23 protein-coding genes and 1 CRISPR repeat array are annotated in these 22,145 nt (G+C 36.3%); of the genes, 12 read left to right on the top strand and 11 right to left on the bottom strand.

Features of this window, described 5'->3' with window-relative positions; translation table 11 throughout:
* Nucleotide 1: 1 nt before the first annotated feature.
* The 7 genes from V4D30_RS08820 (at nt 2) to cas2 (V4D30_RS08790) (ending at nt 5,275) form a co-directional block, all read left to right on the top strand.
* Nucleotides 2-919, top strand: coding sequence for an RAMP superfamily CRISPR-associated protein (locus V4D30_RS08820; RefSeq protein ID WP_353683957.1), 918 nt, complete (start codon nt 2-4; stop codon nt 917-919).
* A complete protein-coding gene (gene csm5 / locus V4D30_RS08815; RefSeq protein ID WP_353683956.1) occupies nt 919-2,016 on the top strand; it encodes a type III-A CRISPR-associated RAMP protein Csm5 in 1,098 nt (365 codons plus the stop codon). Before V4D30_RS08820 ends, csm5 begins: the two co-directional genes overlap by 1 nt.
* Entirely contained in the window at nt 2,000-2,893 is an 894-nt protein-coding gene (gene cas6, locus V4D30_RS08810; RefSeq protein WP_353683955.1) for a CRISPR system precrRNA processing endoribonuclease RAMP protein Cas6, read from the top strand. Before csm5 ends, cas6 begins: the two co-directional genes overlap by 17 nt.
* A 108-nt stretch (nt 2,894-3,001) precedes the next feature.
* Nucleotides 3,002-3,280 carry a CRISPR-associated endonuclease Cas2 gene (cas2, locus tag V4D30_RS08805; RefSeq protein WP_353683954.1) on the top strand — a complete coding sequence of 93 codons (279 nt, stop codon included), beginning with the start codon at nt 3,002-3,004 and terminating at the stop codon, nt 3,278-3,280.
* On the top strand, nt 3,281-4,234 hold the full coding sequence (gene cas1, locus V4D30_RS08800) for a CRISPR-associated endonuclease Cas1 (RefSeq protein WP_353683953.1): 954 nt from the start codon (nt 3,281-3,283) through the stop codon (nt 4,232-4,234).
* Entirely contained in the window at nt 4,209-5,003 is a 795-nt protein-coding gene (locus V4D30_RS08795; RefSeq protein ID WP_353683952.1) for a CRISPR-associated endonuclease Cas1, read from the top strand. Before cas1 ends, V4D30_RS08795 begins: the two co-directional genes overlap by 26 nt.
* The gene (cas2, locus tag V4D30_RS08790) at nt 5,000-5,275 is read left to right on the top strand and encodes a CRISPR-associated endonuclease Cas2 (RefSeq protein WP_353683951.1); all 276 of its coding nucleotides are present in this window, start codon (nt 5,000-5,002) and stop codon (nt 5,273-5,275) included. The genes V4D30_RS08795 and cas2 (V4D30_RS08790) overlap by 4 nt, the downstream gene beginning before the upstream one ends.
* A 315-nt stretch (nt 5,276-5,590) precedes the next feature.
* A CRISPR array of direct repeats spans nt 5,591-7,518; the repeat unit is 36 nt; unit sequence GTAGGAAACTTGACCTCATTTAAAAGGGATTGCGAC.
* Nucleotides 7,519-7,640: 122 nt separating this feature from the next.
* Here the strand turns inward: cas2 (V4D30_RS08790) and V4D30_RS08785 are convergent.
* The 11 genes from V4D30_RS08785 to V4D30_RS08735 are packed head-to-tail and all read right to left on the bottom strand — an operon-like array spanning nt 7,641 to nt 16,260.
* On the bottom strand, nt 7,641-8,921 hold the full coding sequence (locus V4D30_RS08785) for a DUF512 domain-containing protein (protein WP_353683950.1): 1,281 nt from the start codon (nt 8,919-8,921) through the stop codon (nt 7,641-7,643).
* Nucleotides 8,902-9,450, bottom strand: coding sequence for a CDP-alcohol phosphatidyltransferase family protein (locus V4D30_RS08780; RefSeq protein ID WP_353683949.1), 549 nt, complete (start codon nt 9,448-9,450; stop codon nt 8,902-8,904). The genes V4D30_RS08785 and V4D30_RS08780 overlap by 20 nt, the downstream gene beginning before the upstream one ends.
* A 10-nt stretch (nt 9,451-9,460) precedes the next feature.
* Complete coding sequence (locus V4D30_RS08775; RefSeq protein WP_353683948.1) at nt 9,461-10,483, bottom strand: tetratricopeptide repeat protein; 1,023 nt, start codon at nt 10,481-10,483, stop codon at nt 9,461-9,463.
* Nucleotides 10,473-11,132 (bottom strand): ribulose-phosphate 3-epimerase, encoded by a 660-nt coding sequence (gene rpe, locus V4D30_RS08770; protein ID WP_353683947.1) that lies wholly within the window; start codon nt 11,130-11,132, stop codon nt 10,473-10,475. The genes V4D30_RS08775 and rpe overlap by 11 nt, the downstream gene beginning before the upstream one ends.
* Complete coding sequence (locus V4D30_RS08765; protein ID WP_353683946.1) at nt 11,129-11,626, bottom strand: PASTA domain-containing protein; 498 nt, start codon at nt 11,624-11,626, stop codon at nt 11,129-11,131. Before V4D30_RS08765 ends, rpe begins: the two co-directional genes overlap by 4 nt.
* A complete protein-coding gene (rsmB, locus tag V4D30_RS08760; protein ID WP_353683945.1) occupies nt 11,623-12,906 on the bottom strand; it encodes a 16S rRNA (cytosine(967)-C(5))-methyltransferase RsmB in 1,284 nt (427 codons plus the stop codon). The genes V4D30_RS08765 and rsmB overlap by 4 nt, the downstream gene beginning before the upstream one ends.
* On the bottom strand, nt 12,876-13,418 hold the full coding sequence (locus V4D30_RS08755; protein WP_353683944.1) for a DUF116 domain-containing protein: 543 nt from the start codon (nt 13,416-13,418) through the stop codon (nt 12,876-12,878). Before V4D30_RS08755 ends, rsmB begins: the two co-directional genes overlap by 31 nt.
* A complete protein-coding gene (fmt, locus tag V4D30_RS08750) occupies nt 13,393-14,319 on the bottom strand; it encodes a methionyl-tRNA formyltransferase (protein ID WP_353683943.1) in 927 nt (308 codons plus the stop codon). Before fmt ends, V4D30_RS08755 begins: the two co-directional genes overlap by 26 nt.
* 7 nt (nt 14,320-14,326) lie before the next feature.
* A complete protein-coding gene (gene def, locus V4D30_RS08745; RefSeq protein ID WP_353683942.1) occupies nt 14,327-14,827 on the bottom strand; it encodes a peptide deformylase in 501 nt (166 codons plus the stop codon).
* 12 nt (nt 14,828-14,839) lie between these two features.
* Nucleotides 14,840-15,790 (bottom strand): MlaD family protein, encoded by a 951-nt coding sequence (locus V4D30_RS08740; protein ID WP_353683941.1) that lies wholly within the window; start codon nt 15,788-15,790, stop codon nt 14,840-14,842.
* On the bottom strand, nt 15,790-16,260 hold the full coding sequence (locus V4D30_RS08735; protein WP_353683940.1) for a flavodoxin domain-containing protein: 471 nt from the start codon (nt 16,258-16,260) through the stop codon (nt 15,790-15,792). The genes V4D30_RS08740 and V4D30_RS08735 overlap by 1 nt, the downstream gene beginning before the upstream one ends.
* A gap of 179 nt (nt 16,261-16,439) precedes the next feature.
* On the opposite strand from V4D30_RS08735, the gene V4D30_RS08730 reads away from it, so the two are divergent.
* The 5 genes from V4D30_RS08730 (at nt 16,440) to V4D30_RS08710 (ending at nt 22,078) form a co-directional block, all read left to right on the top strand.
* The gene (locus V4D30_RS08730) at nt 16,440-17,738 is read left to right on the top strand and encodes a TIGR02710 family CRISPR-associated CARF protein (protein WP_353683939.1); all 1,299 of its coding nucleotides are present in this window, start codon (nt 16,440-16,442) and stop codon (nt 17,736-17,738) included.
* A gap of 116 nt (nt 17,739-17,854) precedes the next feature.
* Complete coding sequence (locus tag V4D30_RS08725) at nt 17,855-18,058, top strand: hypothetical protein (RefSeq protein ID WP_353683938.1); 204 nt, start codon at nt 17,855-17,857, stop codon at nt 18,056-18,058.
* 601 nt (nt 18,059-18,659) lie between these two features.
* Complete coding sequence (locus V4D30_RS08720; RefSeq protein ID WP_353683937.1) at nt 18,660-19,463, top strand: methyltransferase domain-containing protein; 804 nt, start codon at nt 18,660-18,662, stop codon at nt 19,461-19,463.
* Between the two features lie 149 nt (nt 19,464-19,612).
* A complete protein-coding gene (locus tag V4D30_RS08715) occupies nt 19,613-20,803 on the top strand; it encodes a hypothetical protein (protein WP_353683936.1) in 1,191 nt (396 codons plus the stop codon).
* A gap of 213 nt (nt 20,804-21,016) precedes the next feature.
* Nucleotides 21,017-22,078: a hypothetical protein gene (locus V4D30_RS08710; RefSeq protein ID WP_353683935.1), complete on the top strand. Its 1,062-nt coding sequence runs from the start codon at nt 21,017-21,019 to the stop codon at nt 22,076-22,078.
* Nucleotides 22,079-22,145: the final 67 nt, after the last annotated feature.

Here is a 22,145-nt window from a genome sequence, read left to right as displayed (position 1 = left end):
TTTGAAAACTTATATTGTAAAAATAAAACCTCTAACAGGCTTTGGAAGCCCTATTAAAGGAGATAGCCTCTTTGGACATCTCTGCTGGCAGGCAGTTTATGACCCTCAACTTTTTGGAAAACCTCTCAAGGAGCTTCTCAAAGACTATGAGGAAAATCCCTTTATAATTGTATCCTCTGCTTTCCCTTTTATAGATGAAAAAATTTATCTGAAACGTCCATCATTGCCTTTGTTTAAGCTTTTTAAACTCACAGAGGAAGAATTTGTGCAAAAAAGAAAGGAATTAAAGAGCAAAAACTACTTTGCCTTTGAAATACCTCTTAAACCACTGAACGAGATTGAATACGAAAAAATAAACTTTATAGAGGAAGATACTCAGACAAGATGCACCATAAATAGAATTAGCGGCACAACAGGTGAACCCCCTTTTAATCCATACACGGTTGACAGATTTTACTTCAACTGTGAGCTTGCCATATTTGCAGGAATAAGACAAGACATAACCATTGATTCCTTTGAAGAAGCATTATCAAGAGTAGGGAAATATGGATTTGGCAAGGATGCAACTGTTGGATATGGTAAGTTTGAGGTAATAGAAAGCAAAGAAATTCAGCTTTCAAATGCTTCTCAAAATTTCAATGCCCTATACACCCTTGCTCCTTCTGTTCCAAAGAAAGAAGAAGTTAAGGAAATCTACTTTTCTCCTTTTATCAGATTTGGACGCCATGGAAGCTTCCTTGCAAAGTCAAAAAATCCATTCAAAAATCCGGTGATATTTGCTGATGAAGCAGCGGTAATAATTCCAGCACAATACACTCAGAAACCCTACATCGGCATGAGTGTAAGAAATCTCTCAAAGACAGTCCCTGAAACAGTAACACAGGGATACTCCCTGGTTTTACCTGTGGAGGTGCGATAATGATTTACGAAGTAAAACTTCATGTATTAAGTCCTGTTCACATTGGCTGTGATGAGAGTTATAAACCTACAGAGTTTGTCATAGATACGGACAATAGCACAATGATCCACTTTAATCTATGGCAATTCATAGAAAACCTTACAGATGAAGAATTGCAGGAACTCAAAAGAATATCTGAAAAGCTATCAGCCACAGCTCTTGTTGAATTATATAGATTTTATGCCAGTTGCAAAGGAAAAATAAATGGCAGAGTTATTCCAATTCCAAAAAAGTTAGCTGAAAGATATAGAGAGGTAAAGCAATTAAGAGAGGAAGGAAAGATTTTAAGAAATTTCAACGAATTTGATATTCCAAGAACCTTTTTTAATGCCTATACACAAACACCTCTGATTCCTGGAAGTTCTGTAAAGGGTTCTCTTAGAACTGGTTATCTTGAAGGACTACTTGAAGAATCACAAAATAAAACGGCTCTAATAGAAAATGCCAATCCCAGAAGTCCTGAACAACTTGAAGAGAGCATTCTTAAAGGGAAAATGTCCACAGATCCTTTCAGGCTTTTGAAAATTTCAGATTTTGAGCCTATCAATGAGGTCAAAACAAAAATTATCTATCAGATAAATGTAAATAAACTCAGAGCATCTGTTTCAGCACTTTCAATTCCTCTGGAAGTTATTCCTGAAGGCAGTATTTTTAGAGGCAATGTAAGCTTAGACAGTCCTTTAGAAAACTCTGGTATAAGAGAACCTCTTAACTTTCTTAATCTTCTTCTTAAAGCCCATGCACATTACGCTGGTATCTTTAACGGTGAAATTGATTTGCGTAAAAATAAAGGCTTTAGAATGCCCAATATATCGCCATTTATAGATGCTATTAAAAGGAGATATTTTCTTATTCGCATCGGAAAGCACTCTGGTGCAGAGGCTGTTACTATAAAAAGCGTAAGAAAAATAAAAATAAAAACAGCAAAAGGTTCAAGATGGGACAGAACAGCAACCACTATCTGGCTTGCCAGTACTGATAAGGGACCAGACAATCTCAGTCAAACAATACCTTTTGGATGGGTTATGCTTGAGGTTGTAAATGCAGATAAACTATAAAATTCTTGAATTTACTATAAAAGCTGAAACCGAGCTAAAACTGCCAGATTTCAAGGGTTCTGCTTTCAGAGGAGGTTTTGGAAATGTTTTCCGACAGATTACATGCGTTCTTAAGCGATATAATTGCGTAGAATGTCCTCTTAAGGGAAAATGCATTTATGCTTATGTATTTGAAACCGTATCTGATGGAGCATCTGAGTTTCTCAACATGCATAAGTATGAGAAAGTTCCTCATCCCTTTATTTTTGAGCCACCATTAAGCAGAAAAAATACGTTTCAGCCTGAAGAAGAACTCAACTTCAAGGTAATACTCATTGGAGATGCTATAGATTACGCTCCATATTTTGCTTTTACATTTAAAGAACTTGGGTATGTGGGAATTGGCAAAGGCAGGGGTAAATTCAGTATTTCAAAGATTTTATCAACCAATGTTAGAAACCTGATACTACAACCTAAAGAAGTGAGTGAAAAAAATTATACAAAGTTATGTTTACATATCCTTACTCCCATCAGAATAAAGTATGAGCGGAAACTTATAGACAAGCTTGATTTTCACATTCTTATTCGCTCACTCCTAAGAAGACTCACTCTTCTTTGTTACTTTCACTGCGGAAAACAGCCGCCTCAAATTGATGTAAAATCATTGATTGAAAAAGCAGAAAAAGTCAGAATTTTAAACGAAAACATTCGCTGGTATGATTGGGAGAGATACTCATCAAGGCAAAATACCAGAATGAAACTCGGTGGTGTCATTGGCGAGATTACCTATGAAGGCAGTCTTGCTCCATTTATACCTTTTCTGAAAGCTGGTGAAATTCTTCATATAGGCAAAGGAACAAGCTTTGGACTGGGTAAATATGAAATAGTTGACATCTGAGCAATTTAAGAACCAGCAAATTCTTGCATCCTGAGCAAACTAAAATAGAAATGTTTCTGGAATATTGTTTTCCAACAAATTTTCTCAACAGGAATTTTAAAATTAAAGATGAGGAGTCTATTCATAATAGCCTATGATATAACTGATGAACGAAGACTGGCACAGATAAGATATTTTCTCAAAGGCTACAGCACCGGTGGACAACGCTCTGTTTATGAATGTTTTTTAATACCTGAAGAGGTTAGATTCATTATAAGCAAGCTTAAAAGACTGATAAATCCATATGAAGACAGAGTTCACATATTCAGAATTGACGGACACTGTACAGTGCATACCCTGGGAATAGCAGTCTTACCAAAAGACCCTTCTTACTTTTACATAGGATAAATGGGCACAGTTTTCATAGATAGAAAGGACATCTATTTAAAAACCGATGGAAACTCAATTGAATTTTACTACAGAGGGAAAAAAGAAGGAAGTCTTCCTATTACTCCCTTAAAAAGAGTTGTAATAGTCGGAAATGTTAAACTCCAAACAACTGTAATTCATAAGTTGATAAAAAATAATGTTACAGTAGTTTTTTTTACTGGAAAACTTAAATATATTGGCACAATTTATGGCTCATTGCATAATAATGGATTTTTAAGAGTAAAACAGTATGAAAAATCAACTAATGAATTTGCTCTTAAACTGGCAAAAGAGATTGTGGAGAAGAAAATCTCATCAAATATTGAATTTTTGAAGGAAATAGTAAATATCAAACCTATTCTTTCAATGCATGTGACAGAAACTATAGAAAACTTACAAAATAAAATTAATTCAGTCAAAACTGCCTTATCCATTGACTCATTGAGAGGCATTGAAGGCACAGCACAGGCACTTTATTTTTCAATATATACAAAGCTATATCCAAACTCATATGGCTTTACAAAAAGAACACGCAGACCTCCACTGGATCCTGTAAATGCCATGCTTAGCTTTTGCTATACTCTGCTTCATTATGAAACAGTAAGAGAGATTCAACTTATCGGACTTGACCCTACAATTGGTTTTTATCATCAGTTTGAATATGGAAGGGAATCTCTTGCCTGTGACATTGTGGAAATGTTCAGAGTTGATGTTGACAGACTCGTATATGAACTTTTCAAAGAAAGGCATATTACTGCGCGAGATTTTATGAAAGATATGACACAAGGAGGAGTTTATCTGAAAAAATCAGGTAGGAAAAAGTTTTATCCTCTTTATGAGCAATGGGCACAGCCAATGAGGCAAAAATTAAGAGACACCTTAAGAGCCATTGCAAGGAGGATAGTTGATGCAAAGGACATTATATCTGATTGAACGAGGAAACAGAATAAATTTACATGCCGATGGACCCTCGCTTTTGATAACCTCTCGAAATAAGGCGGCACGAAGAATTCCTGTAAATGCAATTGATAAAGTTGTAGTAATCGGCAATATTAGAATTGATGCTGATTCAATTACTCTTTGCGCTGACAATAACATACCATTGCTTTTTATTTCACAAGGAAATACAGAAAAAGCTTTTATTTTACCATACAATCATAAACTTCCCAGGCATTATAAAGAGCAAAGGATAATTATTCAATCAGAAGATACACAAAGGCGATACAGAAAATGGATTCAGACAAGAAAGACCATGATGCAGATGCAGATTTTAAGAGAAATATTTAAAAAATTCCGTCTTCCAGATGAGATTGGCGAGGGAAATTATCAGTTTATAATCAATAAAATTGGCCAGAGATACGCCACATGGAGCATGATAAAAGATATAGTTGAAAACTTTATCAGAGCAATAATTTTAGGAAGAATCCTTAATGCAGGATTAGATCCTCACTTTGGAATAATCAACAGAAGAGTTAATTTTGGATTATTACTTGATCTTTCACTGATCTTTGAACCAGAGGCAGATCTTCAAACAATAAAGTTCTTCCAGTCCAACAGTGTAAAAATTGAAAATAATGAACTTTCAGAGAGTAATATAAAAAGCATAATTGACAGATTTGAATCAAGAAGGGAAAGCATCTTTCAACTTGCTGAAACTGTTATTGATGAATTTTTTGAAATAATGAAGGATCTAAGAAAATGAAAGCACCTTATCTTGTATGTTATGACATAGCTGATGAAAAAAGACTTGCAAGAATTTACAAATTAATGAAAGGGAAAGGACTCCATCTTCAATACTCTGTTTTTTATTGTGTTCTTACAATTCATGAGCTTAGAAATTTAAAAGATAATCTGAAAAAACTGATTCATCCAAAATACGATGATGTGCGAATTTATCCGCTCTCTAAAGATTCACTGGTTGCGGTGCTGGGTTGTGGAGCTAAAATTCCCGATGGAGTGGAGGTTTTTATGTGATTTTTAAATTATTTGCTTTTTTTAATCTTGAACTTTGAATTTTTACTACCTGTTTCTCTCGGCAATCTGATGATGAATTATTTAAAGTTGACTTTTTCAACAACTGTATGCTTTAATTTTAAAAATACTGATCTTTGACAATGCGAGCTTTACTTTAAGGGAGTGGAAATTTGTTAAAAAATCTTGATTTTAAGAACATTAAAAATCTTGCATTAATAACACTTTTTGACTTAATCGGTGATAGAAATGTATTAAAAAATTTGCACAACCTTCCTTATAACTTATTGAAAAATAAGAAAAAAAGTAACCGACTCAGTAGGAAACTTGACCTCATTTAAAAGGGATTGCGACAAAATGCTTAAGAATTCTTTTAGTAACTCTGTAGGAAACTTGACCTCATTTAAAAGGGATTGCGACTTTAAAATGCTTCAAGTAATTCTTTGAGATAGGGACATCGTAGGAAACTTGACCTCATTTAAAAGGGATTGCGACCTGGAAAACCTTTTTCTCATCTTTTCCTCCTTCTTTCTCTCGTAGGAAACTTGACCTCATTTAAAAGGGATTGCGACCTCCCCAGGATCTGCGCAAAGCAAATCCTGAGGAACCAGTAGGAAACTTGACCTCATTTAAAAGGGATTGCGACTGCCAGACCCACCCACACTTACCACATCCAACCTTAACGTAGGAAACTTGACCTCATTTAAAAGGGATTGCGACTATACCCCTGCCGAACTACATTCTGTTTAAGCAAAAAGTAGGAAACTTGACCTCATTTAAAAGGGATTGCGACAAGAGCTGATACAATCACGCCCCCGTAGGTAAGAAGTAGGAAACTTGACCTCATTTAAAAGGGATTGCGACATCGTTCTTTGCAAGAATTTTGAATAAAGCCTCCATCTCGTAGGAAACTTGACCTCATTTAAAAGGGATTGCGACAAGAGCTGATACAATCACGCCCCCGTAGGTAAGAAGTAGGAAACTTGACCTCATTTAAAAGGGATTGCGACTATCTGGAAATCAAGACAGTATTTCCCAATAATGTGTGTAGGAAACTTGACCTCATTTAAAAGGGATTGCGACCTCTTCTCTTTCCATATTCCCCCCCTTACGTTTTTGTAGGAAACTTGACCTCATTTAAAAGGGATTGCGACTATCTGGAAATCAAGACAGTATTTCCCAATAATGTGTGTAGGAAACTTGACCTCATTTAAAAGGGATTGCGACCTCTTCTCTTTCCATATTCCCCCCCTTACGTTTTTGTAGGAAACTTGACCTCATTTAAAAGGGATTGCGACTTCTTTATTATCTTCATAAATTTGATTGCCGCAGAAAGTAGGAAACTTGACCTCATTTAAAAGGGATTGCGACTACTTCATCTTCTTGCACCCCCTTTCTTTTTTCATAGTAGGAAACTTGACCTCATTTAAAAGGGATTGCGACAGCATGCTCGGTCCAACATCTTTGTTACCTGTTAAGTAGGAAACTTGACCTCATTTAAAAGGGATTGCGACTGTGAATAGTTAATAGTTATCCCTTTTAAAAAATAGGAGTAGGAAACTTGACCTCATTTAAAAGGGATTGCGACGTCAATCAAAAATGAAAATTCTGTCTTGCTTTTAAATGAGTAGGAAACTTGACCTCATTTAAAAGGGATTGCGACTCGCAGAATTCTGGCAAAATTCGATAAATGTTGCATATGGTAGGAAACTTGACCTCATTTAAAAGGGATTGCGACGGACATAATTCCTTCAATCTTTTTGCATAAGTTGTGTAGGAAACTTGACCTCATTTAAAAGGGATTGCGACCAACAAATTTTTTAAAAGTTCTCTTTCCATGTTATCGTAGGAAACTTGACCTCATTTAAAAGGGATTGCGACGAAAACACATACCCGCCAACCTTATCCCTGAACCCATGTAGGAAACTTGACCTCATTTAAAAGGGATTGCGACTTGCCTTTGGGGTGATCAAGGGAAAAACCTACTCGTAGGAAACTTGACCTCATTTAAAAGGGATTGCGACTTATCTCTAATAAGAAAGCCATAGTTACCATTTTACACGTAGGAAACTTGACCTCATTTAAAAGGGATTGCGACACATACCGTCCTAACAGGATGTCTAAAAACCTGCTTAGTAGGAAACTTGACCTCATTTAAAAGGGATTGCGACGCTGTCAAGTTTACGCCATATCTATAAATCAACAATTTTGTAGGAAACTTGACCTCATTTAAAAGGGATTGCGACGCCACGCCCTCGGCGTGAAGTGAGTTCAGGACTAACTCACTAAATCACTTGCGACTAACTCTCACTACTTTAGCCGACCTCATCTCGGGTTTAAGATCAATGGCTGGGAAGAAACGAGCAGTTTAAGTTTTGATTGCCTTCAAAAGAGATTCTGGTTCTGAATTAATTTTTATTGCTTTAATCTGTAAAATCTTTTCAATATCACTTATTTTTAAATTATCTATGAACATGTCTTCAGAATCCTTCATTGTGACATCAGGGATAAGAAGTAAGTCTCCAGGCTCCACACATGAAGCTAACCCTTTGATTATGTCCTCGCCAGTTAAAAGTCCTGTTACTGTTACTGTTTCTCCAAACATGTTGTTTTTTAGAGGATAAACATCAATTGGAATGTTTTTTTTCTTAAGTTTTTCAATAAACTCACAAAGATATGGATAAAAAGACGCTCCTGTAAAGGTAACAAATCTTTTTTTTAAACTCATTGATGGTATATTCAGTTTTGCTGCTTTATGCATAAACAATGGAACCATTCCAACTCCATTTTCAATCTGAGGAAGCTCGTCATAGAAACTAAGCGGCGGAAAAGGTCTTTCAGCTTTAATGTAAAACTCATCGGCAAGATAAACAAAGCTAACTCCATGTTTTTTTCTGAAGCGTCTCTGAAATCTTTCAACAGTTTTTATTACTTCTTCAGCTTTATCTTTTGTTACAGGAGTAAGTCCATTTTTATGATATTTTGTAAGTCCTACGGGAACAATGGCTACTGAAGATACATAGGGATAAAGTTTGTAAAGATCTGAGATTGTTTTTTCAAGTATTTCTCCATCATTAAACCCGGGACAGAGCACTATCTGAGTATGCATCCTGATTTTGATCTTTGCAAGTTTTTTTAACTCAATCATAACTGGTGGAGCTTCAAAATTTCCTAAAAGAGTGTTTCTTATCTCAGGCTCTGTAGCATGAACAGAGATATAAAGAGGGCTCAGTCTTAGTTTTTTTATCCTTTCATAGTCCTTCTGGGTGAGATTTGTCAATGTAATATAATTTCCATAAAGAAAGCTCGCTCTGTAGTCTTCATCTTTAACATATAAAGACCTTCTTAATCCCTTTGGAAGCTGCTCAACAAAACAAAACAAACACTTATTTACGCATCTCTTTATTCTGAAGGGCTCTACTTCAATGCCAATAGGCTTTGCTCTCTTTTTAATATTAAAGCTTATTTTTTTGCCATCTCTTTCAACTGTAATTTTGAGAAAATCCTCATCAGCATAGAACATTAAATCAACTGCATCCTTGACAGAATGCCTGTTTATTGATAGTATTATATCTCCTTCTTTTAATCCTGCTTTTTGAGCGGGACTTCCAGGATTTATGTATTCAATTTTAACTCCTGATTTTGCCATCTTTAAATCTTATCAATATGTATTGAAATAGTGAGACAATTGCAAGGAAGCTTACCAAGAAATATCCAATTTGAGGTATTGAGGGAATGTCAAAGTTTGTGGAAAGAAGAATATAGCCAAACATGATTACCTGTGAGGCATTGCTTATCTTGCCAAGCAGTGTTGGTTTTGTTATTTTTCTTTTTCTTAGGTAAATTTCTAACCATCCAGTAGCTACAAATGCATCTCTTATGAAAACCAGTATTATAAACCATTTTGGTGCAAGTTCATTGATGTAAAAAGTTATCATAATACTTAAGAGAAGAAGTTTATCTGCCAGAGGGTCAAGAAACACTCCAAGCTTTGATATCTGATTAAATTTTCTTGCAATAATTCCATCAAGGCTGTCAGTTAACCCTGCAACAATTACAATTTTTAACGCTGCTGAGTAGTCCTTTGAGTTCATCGCAATAATGAAAAAGGGCACAAGAAATATGCGGAGACAACTCAGTATATTTGGAACTGTTATTACCCTTGCATTTGTCATCATAAATTATAATCTATGGAATATTATAAGGCAAAGAATACTTCCTATTAATTAAAGCCTGAGCATATTTTTTCTCAAGTGCAAAATCGTGATTTTGAGCTTCTTTCCATGCTTCATTAAAATATTTCATTGCCATTTTTTTTCTTCTGTTTAGATAATGGAGCATGCCTCTTTGAAGTTTGCAATATATTAGTCCGCGGGGGTCATTGCAGTTTTTGAAGTTTTTTTCGGCTTTTTCAATATACTGGAGAGCCTTCCTATACTGCTTCTGCAAAATATACACCATTGCCATGCTCCAAAGGGTATAAGATGAGCTTACAATATCACCGATTTTACTGTAAATATTTAAAGCCTTTCTGAAATTTCTTTCCGAATTTTTAAAATCATTTATCATTCTGTAAGCATTACCTATACCACAAAAAGAGTAAGCCAATCCAAATCTATCTCCAATTTTATGAAATATCTCATTTGCCATTTTGTAGTATTTCATTGAATCTTCATAATTACCATAGATTCTTGAGCTTCCACCAAGCCCGCAGTAAACATATCCAAGACTCTGTTTTTCTCTAAGTTTCTTAAAGTGCAATAGTGCTTGATTAAAAGACTGTAATGATTTTTTTATTCTTCCTCCAAATCTCCATATACTGCCTTCAGCCCACAGCGTAAAGGCAATTCCTTTTTTATCCTTATGATTTTCATAAATCTTTCTTGAAAGTCTCACAAATTTTAAAGCATCTTTCCATTGACCTATTGCCTTTTTTGTAAGAGCAAGTCCTACCAAGGCGTCTGCTTTAGCGAGTCTGTTATATAAAATATCTGAAACTTCTAAGGCTTCATTATAAAGAAGTGCTGCTTTTTTAAATTTTCCAATAATTCTGTTCAGGTCTGCAATCACTATTAAACAGTCAACAGAAAGCTCCAAATCATTGTTTTTAATCGCCTTCTTATAAATTTTTCTCCACAGCTGTAAAGATTCTTTAAAATAACCATTCAGCCTTAGTTTTTCAGCTTTTTCAATAATTTTTTTAATCTCCATATAACTCCCTATTCAGATTTTCCATAAATACTCTGTAATCTTTCTGCCCAAAAAATGCTGAACCAATTACAAGAATGTCTGCTCCTGCCCGAACAATCTCTTTTGCATTTTCAAGCTTTACTCCTCCATCTACTTCAATCATTGCTGAACAGCCACGAGATAAAACCATCTTTTTAGCTCTGTTAATTTTGTCAATTGAAGAAGGAATAAATTGCTGCCCACCAAAACCTGGATTAACCGACATAATTAAGATTAAGTCAATATCCTGCATGATTTCTTCAATTGAAGAAAGTGAAGTTGCAGGATTTAAAGAGACTCCTGCTTTCGTTCCATGCTCTTTTATCTGCCACACTGTTCTGTGAAGATGCACACATGCCTCAACATGAACTGTAATAATGTCTGCTCCTGCCTTAACAAAATCATCAATATATTTTTCCGGGCTTACAATCATCAGATGAACATCAAGTGGAAGTGCTGTTGCATTCTTGACTGCTTCCACTACGAGAGGACCTATCGTTATGTTGGGAACAAAGCATCCATCCATTACATCTATATGAATCATGTCTGCACCAGCCTGCTCTGCAAGCTTAACCTCTTCAGCAAGCCTTCCAAAATCAGCAGAAAGTATTGATGGAGCTATAAGTGTCATTGTTCTTCCTCCTTTTGTCCAAGACTTACAATTAACTTCACTGCCTTTCCTCCTTCCTGTGGCTCGGGTGACTGTGCTATAACAGTGGCTTCAGGATATTTGTCTGAATGAATCTTTATAACTTTTTCTATGGGAATACCTTTCTCATTTAAAACTTTTTCAGCCTCATCATAACTCATTCCTCTTACATCAGGAAAAACTGTAAACCTCAATCCCTTACTCATTATTACTCCAATTTCTCTTCCTTTTTTAATCTTTGTTCCTGCGGGTGGAGATTGTCTTGAAACTGTTCCTGTAGGCATTTCTGAATACTCTTCTCCATCAATTCGTATGTAAAGTCCCTTTTCCTTAAGTATTTGATTTGCCTGTACAATGTCTTTCCCTCTTAAGTCAGGAACTTCTATGGTTCCTCCTGAAACAAAGAGAGTCAAAGAAAGATAACCTGCTAAAAAGCCTCCAAATATTGCTCCTGCTATGTATAACACTCTTCTCATTTAATTCTCAAAAGCTTAGCCATGAAAAATCCATCCATTCCGTGTGTGTGCGGATATGTTCGTAACTTATTTATACTACTAAATTCATCATGCTTCTGTAAAAAACTTTCAATTACTTCTTCTGCCTCCTCTGGCTCTGTTGAACAAACAGAGTATAAAAGAATACCGTCTTTAGCTAAAAAATGTGAGACCTTTTCAATCATATGTTTTTGAATTTCTGAAAGCCTTTTAATCTCTTCTTCACTTACTCTGTATCTTACATCAGGATTTCTTCTTATAACTCCCGTTGAAGAACAGGGTGCATCAAGAATAATTCTTTCAAAGAAGTATTTAAACTCTATCTGACGAATGTCTGCAAGCTGAGGCTTTATTTTTACATGAGGGACAAATTTTTTCAATCTGTTAATGTTTTCCTGCAAAGTTTTAAACCTTACTCTGTTATTTTCAATGCAGATAATTTCTCCCTTTTTCATCAAAGCTGCTGTAAGAAGTGTCTTACCACCAGGGCTTGCACAAGCATCAAGAATTCTTGCACCCTCAAAGGACTCTAAAAGAAAACAAACAAGCTGAGAAGCTTCATCCTGAACAATCCAGAAAAATGAAGCCTCCCTGAGAGCCTGTCTTATTTCATAGCCCTGTCCATATAGTTTTAATCCCGATGAAACAGCTTCTGAAAACTCTACTTTAAAGCCCTTTTCTGTTAAGTAATCAGCCACAGTAGCTCTTTCTTCAGGCTTAACAGCAATTGTAAATGGCGGTTTTTCATTATTTGCTTTAAGAAGATGCTCTACATCTTCATGGGAAAATCTTTTGAGCCATCTTCTGATAAGCCACTCTGGATGGGAGTATTTTATTGAAAGAGATAAGTTGCTTTTAACAATGTCCTGCAAACTTTTACCAGAATACTGTTTTATGAAATTTCTCAATATGGCATTTACAACCGAAGGATTCCCATTAAAGCTTTTTTCAACATTTACAGCCTCAAAAGTCACAGCATATTCTGGCAGTCTCATAAACAGCAGTTGATAGACTGCTGATCTTAGATTGTTTACTGTAAAAGGAGAAAGCCTTGTTTTGTCTTTAAAAAAACCTTCAAGTAAAAAATCAATGAGATATAGATTTCTTAGTGTGCCATATAAAACTTCTATGAGAAATGCTCTATCAGGCTTATGAAAAGATGAGAGAACTTCATCAGTAAGCAGGGATTTCAAAGATTTTTTTTTATACAATACAGTGCTTAAGATTGCAACTACCGTTTTTCTTGGTGATTTATAAACCATTTAATTGCTTCCTCAACTTTCTGAAGATTTACTGTGGTGTCAATGCATGGACCAAATGGTCTCTCATTGAGAATTCCAATAACAGGAATTGGATAAGTATCAACTATTCCACTTGAGAGATCCCTTTCACAGGCAACTGCAACAATCGCATCCGGTTTAATCTCCTTTACTACTTTTCTTGCAATTGTTCCTCCAGTAGCAATGGCAATTGATACATTGTAAGTCTCAGCAAGTTCAATTAAATATTTTACTTTACAGCTTCCACATCTACGACATTTATAAACATCAAAGGTAAGCCTGACATCGCACTTTGAGTTCTGAATACAGTGAGGAAGCAAAAGAAGTATTTTTCTTGGATTCACACTATCACGCATAACGAGAAGATTGTTAAGCTTTACAATGTATGCCTGAAATTCAGCCTTTTTAGATTTTAAAAATGCTCCCACAAGCATTAAGACAGGATAAAGAATCTTAAGAATAAAACCTCTAAGAAAATGAATCCACGCCTTCATTTATTTTTCTTCCAGAGATAAATTCTTTTGCTGTCATTACTTTTTTACCTTCGGGTTGAATAAGAAGAATTCTTAGTAAGCCACTGCCTGTGCCGACAATTAATTCATTTTTTGCTTTAACAATAATGCCTGGAGAGGCAACTCCTTCCAATACTTCTGCCTTAATTATTTTTACTCTCTCATTTTTTAAAAAACCGTATGCGCACGGCCAGGGATAGGTTCCTCTTATAAGATTAAGTATTTCCCGTGCTGAAAGATTCCAGTTAATTTTTCCGTCTTCCTTTTTAAGCTGAGGCGCGTAGCTTGGCTCTCCCTCTTGAGGCTTTGGCTCAATCTCTCTATTTCTCATTTTTTCAATTGTCTTAATAATTAATTCAGCACCAACTATAGAAAGCTTATGAGCAAGACTCTGAGCGTTGTCTTCATCTTCTATGGGAACTTCTTTCTGCAAAAGCACCGGACCTGTATCAAGACCTTCATCAATAAGCATGGTTGTCACACCAGTTATCTTTTCTCCTTTTATCAATGCCCACTGGATTGGTGCTGCACCCCTGTATTTTGGCAGCAGTGAAGCATGCAAGTTTATGCAACCGTATTGGGGTATTTGAAGAATCTCCTTGGGAAGAATTTTTCCATATGCCACCACCACTGCAAACTCAGGAGATAACTCCTTTAACATCTTTACGAAGCTTTCATCTCTCAATTTTTCTGGCTGTACCACATTAAGCCCGAATTCTATAGCAACTTTCTTAATCTCACAGGATTGAATAATCTTTCCTCTTCCTTTTGGTTTATCAGGCTGTGTGATTACAAGGAGAATCTTTTCTTTTCTTTCAATTAAAGCTTTAAGCGTAGGAACTGCAAACTCTGGAGTCCCAAAAAAAATTATCCCGGCTGGCATGACAGAGTTATTTCTTTGCTTTTAAGTATTTTCTTCTGAAAAGTTCCCGTTTAAGAGGACTTATTCTATCAATAAGAAGAATGCCATCAAGATGGTCAATTTCATGCTGCAATGCTCTTGCAAGAAGTCCTGTTGCTTCAATTTCTATGGGCTTACCTTTTCTGTCCAGTCCTTTCACAAAAACTCTTTCATTTCTTTTAAGCCTCGTTATAAAACCTGGTAAACTCAAGCATCCCTCTTCAGAGAGAACTTCTCCCTCTGAATTTATTATCTCAGGATTGATTAAAACAATAAGTGATTGATTCTCCTGTCTTGGAGAGGTATCAACAATAATAACTCTTTTTGAGACTCCCACCTGAGGAGCAGCCAGGCCAATACCATTTGAATTATACATAGTTTCAATCATGTTATCAATGAATTTCTGTAAATCTCCATCAATATCATTAACTAACTCAGCTTTCTTTTTTAATACCTCATCAGGATATTTTCTTATCTCAAGGGTTGCCATAAAAAATTATAACTAAAATATGCTGAATTTGAAAAATTTTTTCGGTTCTTTCTTTATTTCCTCAATAAGTTCTTTAAGCTCTTTTATGCTTTGTTTTAAATCTTCCGCTGCTTTTTTATCCTTGATTAGCATCTTAACTGTTCCCTCTGAATCTTCAATTTCCTTTAAAAGATTTTCAAGTCTTTGAGAACTGTTAAGAAGGCTTTCATATAAAGCAGGATCATTTATCATTTTTCCAAGTGTTCCCTGCTGTGAGGATATTTTATTTGAAGCTTCCTCAAAGTTTTTTAAAGCATTTGCCAATCTTTGAGAAAGTTCCTTATCTCTTGAAATCATTCCAATGCTTCCAAGTCTTATCTCTTGCACTGTTCTTTTAAGTTCTAAAACCGTTGAGTTCAGATTATTATAAAGGGAAGGATCAGTGATCAGTTTTGGAATTGTTCCTTCAGCGCTTTCAACTTTTGTTATCAAGAAATCAATTTTCTGAATCAGTCCTTCAATTTTATTCATTGTTGATGCTGCAACTGCTATTATTTCCCTTACTTCTGTCTGAGGATATCCATGCATGGCCTTTGATATGTCAAAGCTTTCCTGAGATTCACCTGGAAATATCTCAATGTATTTATCACCAAGAAGTCCTATTGTCTGAACAGTAGCTCTGGCGTCGGATTTCAAATAACCTAAAACTTTTTTATCTATCAAAACTCTTACCACAGTTCCGTATTCTTTGCTGAGTTTTATATCCTTGACCTCTCCAACATCAACTCCTGCTACTCTTACGGGTGCACCTTTACGCAGTCCTTTTACATCTGATATGTAAATATTCATCAGCACTCTTTTTTGAAAAAAGGATTGTATTCCGCCTGAAAAAATTATTACGAAAAAAATTATAAGCAGGGTAGTTGTTATGACAATACCAACTTTTAAAGATGCCCACCTGAGCTGTTTTTTTCTGTCAAACATTATATTCTTTTAAGAACCTCTGCGTACTTACTCACCATTTCACTTATTTCTCTTTCAATCCTTTCATCAGGCTTTCCAATTGAAACAGGTCCGTAGTGTCCAAGTCTTGTAAAACCTAAACATATACATCCATGAATTAAAAATGCCTTCAGAATATCAAGACATACTGTCTCTCCACCTCCACCAATCATTCCAGTAGAGGTGAAGGCTGCTACAAGTTTTCCCTCAATTTTTCTGTAATATTTAACAGACTCATCAATGAATTTTTTAACCTCTGCTGCCATAGTTCCAAAATAGTTCGGTGAACCAATTATAAAACCATCATACTCCGGCAGGCTGTCTACACTCGCTTCTTCAACTTTTTTTAAATCAACAATGACACTTTTATCCGCAAGTCCTTGAGCAATCATTTTTGCCATTTTCTCTGTATTTCCTGTCCTTGAATAGTAAAGTATCAAAACTTTTTTCATCTTCCACCTCCATAAGCTTATTTTTTCCATTTTATCATAGTATCATTAAATTTGCCATAAAAACCTTCTAAATCATGTCTTGAGTAAGTAACTGCTCAAGCAAAACTCTGGTGAGTTTCTAAACAGTATTTGATATAATTGTTTATAAAAAAATTAAACAAAAGTATATGGGGGTAAACATGAAAACAATAGGAATTTTCACTGTTGGTGGAAGCACTGTGCCCATTATAAACTCCATAATAGAAGAGAAGTTTGACTTCGTTTATTTTATCTGTTCCTCTGGAAAATCTGATGTAGCATCGGAAAGACTGGTTGATGGTAAGCCCTTGAAAGAAGGGGATAAAATTATCGCAAAAGAGTGCAATCTTTCAAAAGAAGACTATGAAAAAATAACTCTTGATGTGGACATTATAGATGACCTAAATGAAACCTTTAAAAAGCTTGAAGAAGATTTGCTCTCCAGACTAAATGAGAGGTTTCCAGACAAACAAAGTATCAGAGTCATTGCAAACTACACTGGAGGGACAAAAACCATGAGTGCAGCACTGGTGATTCTTAGTATTCTTCAGGATGGTTGGGAGCTTCAACTTAATACTGCCCAGAGAACAAACCTTATTAAAATTGACAGCGGAGACTTTCCAACATCAATAAATAAGATAAATCTTCTTTACAGAATTGACAGGAAATACTTTGATACTTTAATGCATAAGTACTATTACGAGGAAATCATTGAAAAAGCGAAAAACTATCTTAAAGCTTCCCTGCCTGTGGAAACAAAAAACGAAATAATGCGATTAAAGGATATACTTAATGCATTTGTTTTATGGGATAAGTTTCACCATCAGTCTGCTTTTGAAGAGTTTGACAGAATAATTAAAGCCCTTCCAAAGGACAGTTCTTGTCACAAAGCAATAATCAACTATTATCTCTGTCTAAAGCAAATTCTCGGGAAAAAATCCTGTCATGGTTATGAGAAAGTTATTGACCTTGTTATGAATGCTGAAAGAAGGGCTGAACAGAGTAAGTTTGATGACTCTATTGCCAGATACTACAGAGCAATTGAGATGATAGCACAGCTAAGGTTAAATTCTCACGGAATAGATAATTCAAACATAAAATGTAATGAGCTTCCTAAACTTAATGAGAAGGCTTTGCAATTTTTGCAAACAGAGTGTGAAAAGAATAGCGAAGATGGCATAGTCAAGCTTGCTCTTGCAAAGAGCTATGAACTCCTCGCTCATATGGATGACGATTTAGGAAAACTTTACCTGGAAAGAAAAAAAGAACTTCTTGAATGCCTCAAATTGAGAAACAACTCCATACTTGCCCATGGATTGGAGCCCGTACTAAAAGAGAAGTTTGAACAAGTAAAAAGCACATTTAAAAGTTTCATACAGGAAGCATTAAAAATTGCAGCAGGCACAGACTTAGAATCACTAAGACAATTTCCAAGAAGCCTGAGGGATATAGGGTTTTAAATACCTTCACAAATTCTTGATTTTATTGGCGGGGTGGACGGGACTTGAACCCGCGGCCTCTTGCGTGACAGGCAATCCTAAAATCAAAACATGGCTTGCATAGCTGATTTGTCAAAGTGATTTTTTCAAATTTTGATGCCTTTTATTACAGTTTTATTACAGCAGCCCAACACTTTTTAGTATCTCTGCCACTCTGGAGTCAATCTTTGAGAGTTCTTTTAAAGCTTTTTCTATTTTATCTTGTCTTTCTTCCAGTTCCTTGTTTTTCTTTAATGCAGGTTGAAGCGTGGAGATACCTTCCAGCTCGTGTAATTGGATAGGAGTTTTGTTATTAAGCGAGGCCGGAGGAAATTGTAATGTGTAACAAAGAGGACAGTAAGGGCTACAGCGCCATTTAAACAATTAAAGCCGTGAGCAGGTTTCACACGGTGTTTGCAAGTTCTATTAAGCCTTTCAATGAGTTGTTTAAAAGCCCTGAATTCTTCTGATTCATCATCAAGGTTTTGCAGCCCAACAACCTTGCGATGCTGGACATTGGAGTTTAATAGATTGGCAATCTCACTTTGATTAATGAAGTGAATATCTGCTGGATAAGAAGGATTTCCATTTTACGAACTTTCCAGGTAAAGAGTGCATGATGGCAATATGAGCAATAGTATCTGGATTTAGAGTATTTACGGGCTCTTTGATTTAGTTGAAAGAGGTGATTGCAGACCTTACATCAGGAGTGAATTTAGAGCAAATCCAGAAAACGAGCAACTTTAGACATACGAGCTTGCCTCCTTTTGTAGTTGCTGTAGCTACTAGTTTAACCCTAAAAAGGGGGAAGCAAGCAAAATATAAACAATACATTTAAATTCAAGGCTTTTAAGCATTTTTGCTTAAAAAGTTTTGACAATCCTATTGAGTATATGATTTAGTATGAGTAAAATGGATTTCTCAAAAATTGCGACAGAATACGAAGAATACGCAACCGTTCAAAAATCAGCATCAGAAATACTGCTAAAACTTTTAAAAATTAGAACTAATGATGATGTTTTAGATTTGGGGTGTGGAACAGGGCATTTAACGAGGAAGATAAGAAGTTTGTCTAATGGAAATGTTGTGGGAGTTGATCCTTCTGAAGGGATGATGAGGGAGGCTATTGAAAAAAGTAAAGGGTTAGAGATAGTGTATGAAATTAAAAGTGCAGAGGATATAGATTATGTGGAAAGTTTTGATGTTATTTTTTGCAACTCAGCCTTTCAGTGGTTTAAAGATCCCGAGAAAGTGATAAAGAACTGCTACAGAGCATTAAAGAGGAATGGAAGAATTGGCATTCAGGCACCAGCAAAGAAGATATACTGTCCCAATTTTATAGAAGCAGTTGAAATGGTGAAGAGAGATGAGAGGACAAAAGAAATATTCTCCCATTTTAAGGAACCATGGTTCTTCCTTGAAACTGCAGAAGAATATAAATCTCTATTTGAAAAATGTGGTTTTAAAGTTGTGTTTTCAAAAATTGAGACCATCACAACAGAACATACACCTGAAGATGTGCTCAAGATATTTTCTTCGGGCGCAATAGCAGGATATTTAAACCAAGATTACTACAACATAAAACTGACAGCAAACTACATCTCAGTATTCAAAGAAATCGTGAGAAAAGCATTTGAATATCAAGCTAAAAAAGGAATGGTAAAATTAAAGTTCAACCGGATATTCCTAATAGCAGTAAAAGAATGATGGTAACGGCAGATAACAGCGGACATAAGGCTATGCTTCGCTCGCCCAAATTCGGCAAAGCTGAGCTTCGCATGTCCGCAAGCCGTTATCTGCTCATTCGTTATCGGCTCGTTGAGGATAGAAATAAAAATTATAAGGAGGTCTAAATTATGAAAACAAAGTTTTTAGTATGGCTTTTAATGAGTCTTATGGTTTTCCCGGTTCTTTCATCTGCCCAGATGAAACCACAGACTCCTGCTCAGGTAAAAATTGCTAAGAGTTACTGGTGCGCAGAGGTAGGAGACATTCTTTTTTCTAAGGGACCTCAACAGGGAGAAAAATTAAATGTTGGCGCGAGGGTCAAATTCACAAAGAAGACAATAATTCCTGGCGCTCCGGGTCAAAAGCTCTGCGACTGTGCCTTTGAAGGACCTTCAGACGCTCCAGCTAAATTCTGGTCAAAAACGATGTCTCTCAGACTGATAGGAATTAAGTATTCTGAAACTGAAACTAATCTTCTCGAATATTATGGTCCAACGCCAGCCTTTCCTCCCTACGATTATGGCGGATTTCCAGTTATAGGCTTTGTAGTAACAGAAAATGATTTAAAGAAGGGCTACATTGATGTATGGGGATGGTCTTCAAAAGAGCCTTTACAATGCAGGGACGCTGCAATCCATGCCTCTTTCGCAGTTTACAACCGGTCGCCATATGACCAGAAAAATGAATGCCATCCACATCCTGACTTCAAAAAGAGTTTCAAACCAAAATGCCTCCAGGTTCCAAAGATTCCTGAAGGGGCTGTAAAAGAGGGGGTAAAAAAGTCAGAGGAAGTATTAAAATCTCTACCAGACCTAAAAATAACAAAAGCTGAGATTTTCCCAAAAATTTCAGAAAGAGAAAATGAGCAGGCTGTTGTCTATGATGAAGCACAGCTAAAAATTAATGTCGTCAATTCCGGACATAGTGATGTTTCAAAGCTGAAGGTCAGAATTGAGAGAAGATGGGATTGGGAAAAGGAGTATCACGCAGAAACTGGTAGAGATAGTAAATACGATGTAGGTTATTATTACAGCAAAGAGGAAAAGTGGCACAGTATAAAGGAAGGTAAAATTGTGAATGGAATCATAGAAATTGAGGATCTTCAAGCTAATGGAGGATATAGAACTATATGGATTTATGTTGACAACTATTTTGCACCAAAGGCTGATTGCTGGTTCAGAATTACTCTTGATCCTGATAACGAGGTAGCAGAGCTTGATGAATCAAATAATAGAACTAGTGATATCTTCTTCCCCAGCCATTATGAACATCCCGAAAAATATAAAAAATTTAAGCCTGCTCCAGCAAAAGCAAAATAGGAGGTTATCATGAAAAGACTGACAGTTTTTCTTATTTTATTCCTCTTGGTTTTCGGGTCTGGGGGTTCCTATGCCCAGAAAAGGTTTGAAAAGAAACCAAAGGTAGTAACTAAGAATAATGTCCCTCCAGAAAAAGCCGACGAGGAAACAGGCAGAGTTATCCTATCCCTTGGATTTTCAGGTCCTTCTTTTGGCAGTGACCCTTGCTCAAGGATGGAAAAATCAAGGATGGGCGGGTTGAAAAAATATTCTCCCGAGGGTTTATCCATGGGGAAATTACCAGGAAAACCCTCGGCAAACATAGGAAAGTCAGGGCAGGCAATGGAGGGGGAGGTAGATAGAAAAGAGGAAGAAGAAAAGATCATTGATGAGATGGATTCTGCCATGAACGACTTTCTGAACAATAAAAATGAATCGGCAGAACAGCATTTAGACAATGCTCGAGAGATAAATGATGATAGGACCAGAAGGGACATGGAAGAAGTAAAAAATACTGAAAATCCAACAAATGAACAACTGGACAGATTAGCGGAAGACATCCATACTGGATGGGTGATTGGGCGGAATGATGACAGCCTTGATCGTCAGGCATGGCAGGAGTTTGCAAAAGGAGCTGTGAGATCAACCGAGTACCCTCAAGATAGAAAAGAATGGATTAAAAAGACCATTTATACGCCTAATCCTGAGTCAGTATCATGTGATAGTCCTGTATGCAAGAAGGCTGATGAATTGAGAAGAAAATATAAGGAGCAACTTGAAGCTTCTATAAGAAAAGAGAAAGAGAGGAAGATTGGCAAACAGGAGCAAATAGGCGGAAGGACATTCAGCAAAGGAGTGCAACCTTCTAAAACCTATCCCGGTGAAGCAACAGAATCTGGTTATGAAAAAGAAAAGGAGGCAAAGACTGGCAAGGGTGGGCTTGTTACAAATCCGACTGGTGAAGGTGGAGGGTTTTCTACAAGAGGTTTTGACCTCTGCGGTCGGCATCTTCCAACACCACAGGAGATGACTGCCATGAAGCTCGACCAGGGCCACATTGTTGACCCTGCTGACAAAAGCTGGATCGGAAGGATTGAGGAGATTGCTCAGGAAAGGAGCCTTGTCTGGTCAAAGAGCATGAGAGGGAGTGATGGTAATATGGTGAAGGTAGAAAGGAGATATACAGATGGGAATCTTTCATCAATAAGTTATACCTTTTACGATAGAAATGGCAGGCAAATAGGAACCGTCAATTACAATGCCAAAGACCATTTAGTGAGAGGGGAAAGGAAATAAGGAAAAGAAGTTTTGCCACCGCTTGTAAGAAAGCTAACATCAGAGACTTCCACTTCCACGACCTAAG

The organism is Thermodesulfovibrio sp. 3907-1M (genome assembly GCF_040450955.1).
Lineage (GTDB): Bacteria > Nitrospirota > Thermodesulfovibrionia > Thermodesulfovibrionales > Thermodesulfovibrionaceae > Thermodesulfovibrio > Thermodesulfovibrio autotrophicus.
The sequence above is the reverse complement of the archived record's forward strand: the minus strand, read 5'-3'. Positions and strand labels throughout refer to the sequence as shown.